The 6,342-nt window shown below is 62.3% G+C and carries 7 protein-coding genes; 4 read left to right on the top strand and 3 right to left on the bottom strand.

Annotation, left to right across the window (positions count from 1 at the left end):
* Positions 1 to 130: 130 nt before the first annotated feature.
* Positions 131 to 355 (top strand): hypothetical protein, encoded by a 225-nt coding sequence (locus AC0L2F_RS22140; RefSeq protein WP_088931269.1) that lies wholly within the window; start codon positions 131 to 133, stop codon positions 353 to 355.
* A 591-nt stretch (positions 356 to 946) separates the two neighbouring features.
* Positions 947 to 1,207, top strand: coding sequence for a hypothetical protein (locus tag AC0L2F_RS22145; RefSeq protein ID WP_473249839.1), 261 nt, complete (start codon positions 947 to 949; stop codon positions 1,205 to 1,207).
* A gap of 40 nt (positions 1,208 to 1,247) precedes the next feature.
* Here the strand turns inward: AC0L2F_RS22145 and AC0L2F_RS22150 are convergent, their stop codons facing one another.
* From AC0L2F_RS22150 to AC0L2F_RS22160, 3 genes are all read right to left on the bottom strand, one after another.
* Positions 1,248 to 2,258 (bottom strand): ion channel, encoded by a 1,011-nt coding sequence (locus AC0L2F_RS22150; protein WP_473249840.1) that lies wholly within the window; start codon positions 2,256 to 2,258, stop codon positions 1,248 to 1,250.
* A 324-nt stretch (positions 2,259 to 2,582) separates the two neighbouring features.
* Positions 2,583 to 3,281, bottom strand: a complete 699-nt coding sequence (locus tag AC0L2F_RS22155; protein WP_473249841.1) for a GrlR family regulatory protein — start codon at positions 3,279 to 3,281, stop codon at positions 2,583 to 2,585.
* 79 nt (positions 3,282 to 3,360) lie between these two features.
* On the bottom strand, positions 3,361 to 4,152 hold the full coding sequence (locus AC0L2F_RS22160) for an IclR family transcriptional regulator domain-containing protein (RefSeq protein WP_473249842.1): 792 nt from the start codon (positions 4,150 to 4,152) through the stop codon (positions 3,361 to 3,363).
* Between the two features lie 164 nt (positions 4,153 to 4,316).
* Here AC0L2F_RS22160 and AC0L2F_RS22165 point away from each other — a divergent pair, with 164 nt between their 5' ends.
* Both AC0L2F_RS22165 and AC0L2F_RS22170 read left to right on the top strand, forming a co-directional pair.
* Entirely contained in the window at positions 4,317 to 5,483 is a 1,167-nt protein-coding gene (locus AC0L2F_RS22165) for an ABC transporter substrate-binding protein (RefSeq protein ID WP_473249843.1), read from the top strand.
* A gap of 47 nt (positions 5,484 to 5,530) precedes the next feature.
* Positions 5,531 to 6,342, top strand: an 812-nt coding sequence (locus tag AC0L2F_RS22170) for a 3-carboxyethylcatechol 2,3-dioxygenase (protein WP_473249844.1), incomplete at its 3' end; no start/stop codon positions are given.

Below are 6,342 nucleotides of genomic sequence, written 5' to 3' on the forward strand. Positions count from 1 at the left end.
CGGTTCGAGCCGATCGGGTGGCTTGGAAACGGCGCCAGAGAATTCCGATAAGACGAAATTTGTCTTGCTCCGTCGGGCAAAACAGTGGTTCATAAGGCGCTGGTCCTAGCGAGACGAAGGAGCCAGCCCGATGGCGAATGACGTGGACACCTCCTCGGAATTGTCCAAGATCGCGAAGCTGAACGGTGACTTCCGAAGGAATTACGGCACTCTCATCGGTGCGATTTTGTACCTCCGCACCGTGAGCGCCGCCCGCCGAAGCCCTTGGCTTTGGGCTGGCCTGATCTCGATCGCTTTTTCGGCGGTGCTGAGCTGGTTGGGGCGGCACGGGTGGTTTTTGCCAGCGTTGCTTTGATGGCCGCGAACAGTGCCCCCCTTTCCCGGTAAAGCGCCCCGCGATTACGACGAAGGGAGCCTGATGCGAGCCAGACGTAGCGTCCCGACCTCAACGAGGCAGGCAGTAGAACGTAATCCTCGATCTCGCGATTTGCCGCATCCAACCGCATCACGGCAAGCAGGCCCGATGAAATCTCTCTTCGATAGGCCTTCCATTGCGCAGCGTGATCCTCTCCCCGTCGCGCCAGCCGTCGCGCGACGAGAAACGAAACTACCCGCCTGCCTTCGACATCGACGCCGATCCCGTCCGGAGCGAGCTCCGGCCGAAGACCAACGTCGTTTCGCAACACCTCCGCGAGCTCGGTTACCCATGCACCCCTCCCGCTACTTCAGAGGTACCAAGCCTAGCAAATACACCTTGCGCGTTCAGGCTGGCAATGCCGATCAAACTTGAGGTGGCCAGGTCCATCCGGCAGCGCTTCTGGTTTTGTGCACAGCGCCGCGGAACAGGGGGACAAGCCGCAGCCCTACCGATTGCGAATCCCTGACCTGTGCTACGCCCGGAACGGGCAGGCGGGCGGCAGGATTCGTCCTGGCAGGAGCGATGTCGATGCTGATGACGAAGGAACGACGACCGGCGATCCGGACGCTGCGCGGCTGGGCAATCCACGTGCTGCAGGAGGCGGGCGCCATCCATGAATGCGAGGAGCACGGATGGGCGAAGGATCGGGCCGATCCTCACGCCCGGGAGCGCGCGTTGGACATCGCGAGGCAGGAGCCTCCGGACGGCTTGTCTCCGGACCAGGCTGTCGCCGAGGTCCGCGGAGTGCTGGATTCGGTCGGCGATACCTGCCCTGAATGCCCCGACTGAAGCGCACCAACAACCCACGGCCCGATGCCGCTGTCGATGATCAAGGGATCAGGGGCGCCGCCGTGGTGCCAAGATGCTCAGCAGCGGCGCGTACCCGGCCAGCGTGCTTTCGCCGCTGCTCCGCGAACTCCGCTGCGTCCGCCGACGAACGCACCTTGTAGCCCGCCGCCGTCAAGCGGGCGCACACCCGCGGAACTGCCGCAGCACTGGTATCGTCAGATTTTGCCTCGAGGCCGATCAGTCCATTCAGATCGTCGATGAGGCGCAATCCTTCGCTTCGGAGCAGGATCGCCAGCGCTCGGCTCTCGCGGTCCTCGATCAGCAGTTCGAACATCAGTGCGAGGTCCATCATGGCTCCGAGCGTTGCAGGCCAGCCCGAGCCCACGCCGACGGATCGGAAGTAGATCAGCGATGGATGGGAAGCATGGCTCTGCAGGACGGTGGCGCACCAATCCCGTCCCCTGTAAAGCACGCGCCTGATCTCCTCCGGAGAGTCGAGGTCAGCATAACGCTCCAGCAGTCCGAGAGCCGAGGGCGGCTGACCCGCAGCCGTCGTAAGTTTGAGAATTCCGGCATCGCGGCGGGAAATGCCTTCTTGCACCTGCAGCAGGTATGTGACGGCCATCGTCAGGACCGAAAGACCCGAAAGGCCGGCTAAGACCAGGGCCCAGCGGGCCGGACCGTGGGCCTTGATGCCGCTCAGTCCCACCGTGCACAACGCGCTTCCGACGATGAACAGTGCCTCCAGGAAATCAGCTGGCGGCGCGAACCAATCGCCCAGCGCATGCGCGATCAGGCCGAAGCCCAGCCACAGAAGGACCATCCAGATCAGGAAGGAGCCCATGAGGATCGCCGGCGCAAAGCTGGTGGAAACCCCGCTCTTGCCGCGGCGGGCCCACTTCCAAATCGGAAGCATGATGGCGAGCAGCCGCCGCGCCACGCGTAGCGCGCTTCGGCTCTCACCGGGCACCACCACCGTATCGAATACATCGCGAAGGGCGAGAACGACCAGGACAATTTCTGCGATGATCTCGACCGCCTGTATGATCATGGCGCGCCACCAGGCGAGATCTGCTCGAACTCGTCACAACTGGCCGCGTGGAAGATCTGCAATCCATCCCAACAGGCCAGAACCAAGGTCAGGACCGATCCTGCGGAGCTCCTTCTCCGGCTATCTGCTCGTCGGACCAAATGCATCGGCGCATTTTCAATTGAACAGCACCAACCCCGCGGTGCCGGGGCCGTTCCTATGCACACGTGCTTGGAGCCACCTGCTCGCCGAGAGCGCCCTCATCCGTGCTCAAGCTCTACTGGTTCGCCGCTTGGTTGATCTCAAGCTGCAGCGTCCTCATCCGACCACGAACTGAACTCTTGATCAGATCCTGTGCAGGAGCTTCATCTCGGCCGCCAGCTGGAAACTTCGTTTTCCGGCCAGCGCCGTCGCCTCCCAAATCGCGCCGTTGGCCTCCCAACTGCCCGAAAAGCCAATGCCCACTTCGTACCCGCCGAAGATCGCGTCGCGAGCCGCCGTGTGTTCCTGGTTGACGATTTCACCGCGCCAGCGGTTATCCGCAGAGGAGTAAGAGCCGAGATAGTAGAAGAAGGCGTCTCCGCCCAGCATGCGGCCGTCCTCCAGCAGCATCACACCGGTCAGTCCGCCATCAATCCCATCGAGCGCGCGGATGCGCAGCCCGTAAAGGCCATTTGGGATGCCGCCGTTGCCGACCTTTCCTGGCGGCGGCAATGATTCCTCATCCAAGCTGGTCATCACGGAATGCATCACTTGATCAGGGAGCCGGACCGGAGAGGCATCGAAGTGATAGGAATCGCCAACCGCACGGCCGCGCAGGATTAGCTCGTCATCGTCCGCACCATAGAGCTGCCGCACCTCGGGATTCATGGCATGGCGCTGTCCGGCTACGCGACCGACGATCACACCATCGATCTCTTCGTAGCTTCCGACGTGGGCGAAAGCCGAGTTTCCACCCAGCATGCGGCCACCACGGACATGCATGACGCTACGGTTCAGCACGGAACCAGCGCGATACTCGCATTTGTACAATCCGTCGAACAACCGCCTCTCCGCGCTACGCGTGCGTATTGTAGCCGGTCAGATGGGACGCGAATAGCGGCTCGGCAACTCTAGAGAAAGATTAGGGTTTCGCAGGCTGGCCGCGCGCCTTGTTCGCTGCAGACCACCGCCGCTCGATTTCCTTCACCGCTACCCGCATGCTGGGCAGATACTTTTTGGCGGCCGCCTCGGGGGACATAGATGACGAGAAGAAGATCAGATTGAGACTGCCGAGAACGGGACCCCCGCCCGGAATGGCGAGCGCGATCGCGCTGATGCCCGCCTCCGATCCACCGACAGACGAAGCATAGCCGTCCTTCCTTGCTTGCGAGAGAATATCTTCGATGAAGCGGCGGTCCTTCGCCAACCCCGCATCTTCCTCGACAAGCGATGCGGTGAGGTCCAGCATTTCACGCCTCAGCGCCGGCGCTGAGGCGGCTAGAATGGCTTTCCCGAGCGCGCTGCGCACCAGCGATCTCCTTCGACCAACCATGGAGCGATGCACGGAGAACGGACTGAAGGGATGCGTGCTCTCCCGGATGAGCACTGAGCCGAGTTCGAAGACGCCGAAGTCGCTGGGCCAAGAGACGTCGTCCAGCAGGCCGAACATCGCCGGCAGCGCCGCCTGGCTCGACAAGTCCCGGGAAGACACGCCTTCGCTCAAGGCGCGCACCTTGGGCGTCAAGCCGAACAAGGCGTTCGTTTCGTCGAATGTTACGTAGCTGTCTTCGCGCAGCGTATCGAGCAAGCGATAGCACGTCGTTCGATTGAGGCCGGTCCTCCTCGCGAGCTGTACCACGTTCGATGGCCCGCTCGCGTTGAGCTCGTTGATCAGCGCCAATCCTCGGGAAAGTGCCCTAACGTTGCGGTGCATGATCCCTCCGGACGTGTTCGCAGTGCGAACATTTCACAGACTTCGATGGAATCATAGTTCAATCGGCGGCAATCCATCCCGGCACGCCCAAACGGCGGCGACGGGAGGAAACGATGGTTCATTCAAGGTTTTATCTGTCCGCGGCCGTATGTTTGGCCCTCGCAATGCCCGCTGCGGCCCAGACCGGTGGCGCCAGCCCAAATCTGAGCGGTGGTAAAGTCAAGGTCGGTGTCCTGACTGACATCGCCGGCCCCACGGCGATGGCGAACGGCAAGGGTTCGGTGATCGCGGCTGAAATGGCCGCCGAGGATTTCGGCGCCGGCCTCAACGTCGAGGTGATCTCGGCCGACCATCAGGGCAAACCCGATATCGGATCGCAGATAGCCGGACGCTGGTTCGACGTCGAAGGCGTGGACGTGGTTGCCGACATGCAGGGATCGCCGATCGGCTTCGCCGTGCAGAATATGGCGGCGCAAAAGAGCAAGATCATGCTGCTGTCCGGCTCGACCTCGTCGGACTTCAATGGCAAGGCCTGCTCGCCGCTTACGGTCCAGTGGACCGTCGATACCTACAACCTCGCAAAAGGCGCCGCCAAATCGGTGATCGAGGCGGGCGGAACGAAGTGGTATTTCCTCACGGTGGATCAGGCGTATGGCAATGCCCTGACTCGCGATACGTCGGAGCAAGTCAAGCTCAACGGCGGCCAGGTGGTCGGCAACTCCGTGTTTCCGCCGAACACGTCCGACTTCGCGTCATTTCTTCTGACCGCATCCAATGGCGGGGCCAACGTGATCGCCATCGCAGCATCGAGCGGCGATACGGTGACCGCGATGAAGCAGGCGGATGAATTCGGCCTTAGCTCCACGGCCAAGATCGTTCCGCTTCAGTCCGTGCTTACGGACGTCTACGCGGTTGGTCAGAAGATCGCGCACGACGCTTACGAAGTGTCGCCGTTCTACTGGGATCGAACGCCCGAAACGCGCGCTTGGGCCGAACGCTTTTTTGCCAAAGCCAAGATCATGCCGACCGGATTCCACGCGGGCGTCTACTCTTCCGTCGCGCATTATCTGAAGGCAGTGAAGGCGACGGGTACCGACGACGCTCCGACCGTCATGAAGCAGATGGAGAAGGAGCACGTGCGCGACTTCTTCGCGGCCGACGGTTACATCCGCGCCGACCGCAAGATGATCCACGACATGTACCTGCTCCGGGTCAAGAAGCCCGGCGAAAACAAGGGCGCCTGGGATCTCTACAACGTCATTCAGACGCTGGCCGGCGAGTCCGTCAACCGCCCGCTCTCCGAAAGTCCGTGCCCGCTGGTGAAGAAGTAGCCGCCAGCCATCGATCGACAATCCAACTCGGCGCAAGGAATCCCAACATGTCAGTTGCCATCGTCTGCGCTTCTCATACGCCTCTGATGTACAAGGGGCCGGCCAGCAACGAAACCGAGCAACGCGTCCGAACCGCGTTTGGACGGCTCGGGACATTCGTGAAGGAGTTCGCACCCGACTACATCATCCAGTTCGCTCCCGATCACTTCAACGGCTTCTTCTACGACTTGATGCCCTCGTTCTGTGTCGGGGCCGGCGCAGTCTCCCTAGGCGACTGGGGAGGCGGGACGGGACCGCTGGATGTTCCGGAGAAGACGGCGCTCGAGCTCATCGACCATGTGCGTGCCGAGGATTTCGACGTAGCGGTTTCGTATCGCATGCCGGTCGATCACGGCTTCGTCCAGTTGTGGGAGGCGATGCTCGGTGACTTCAAGTCGATCCCGATCCTGCCGATCTTCGTCAACGCCGCTGCGCCGCCCGTTGCGACCTATCGCCGTGCCCGGCAAATCGGTGAATCGGTAGGGCGGTTCGCTGCGCGTTCCGGCAAGCGGGTCTTGTTTGCCGCGTCGGGGGGCCTCTCGCACGATCCGCCGCTGCCATCGATCAAGGACGCGCCACCGGAGATTCGGGAGCGGCTGATTAATGGGCGAAATCCGACCGCGGAAGCCAAGGAAGCCCGCGAGAAGCGGGTGCTCGAGGCGGGCGTTCTCGCACAAGCGGGAGAGGGGCCGTGCCAGCCGCTCAATCCGGATTGGGATGCGCAGTTCATGGAGATCCTGCGTAGCGGCCAGATCTGGCGTGCCGACGCGCTCGACACCGACAAGGTCCGCGAAGTTGCGGGACGCGGTGCCAACGAGGT

This window comes from Bradyrhizobium sp. Ken64 (assembly GCF_055807555.1).

Coding starts and splice junctions, on each gene's coding strand:
- AC0L2F_RS22150 (WP_473249840.1), bottom strand. CDS start 2,258: ATGATCATACAGGCGGTCGAGATCATCGCAGAAATTGTCCTGGTCGTT.
- AC0L2F_RS22165 (WP_473249843.1), top strand. CDS start 4,317: ATGCCCGCTGCGGCCCAGACCGGTGGCGCCAGCCCAAATCTGAGCGGT.
- AC0L2F_RS22145 (WP_473249839.1), top strand. CDS start 947: ATGCTGATGACGAAGGAACGACGACCGGCGATCCGGACGCTGCGCGGC.
- AC0L2F_RS22160 (WP_473249842.1), bottom strand. CDS start 4,152: ATGCACCGCAACGTTAGGGCACTTTCCCGAGGATTGGCGCTGATCAAC.
- AC0L2F_RS22140 (WP_088931269.1), top strand. CDS start 131: ATGGCGAATGACGTGGACACCTCCTCGGAATTGTCCAAGATCGCGAAG.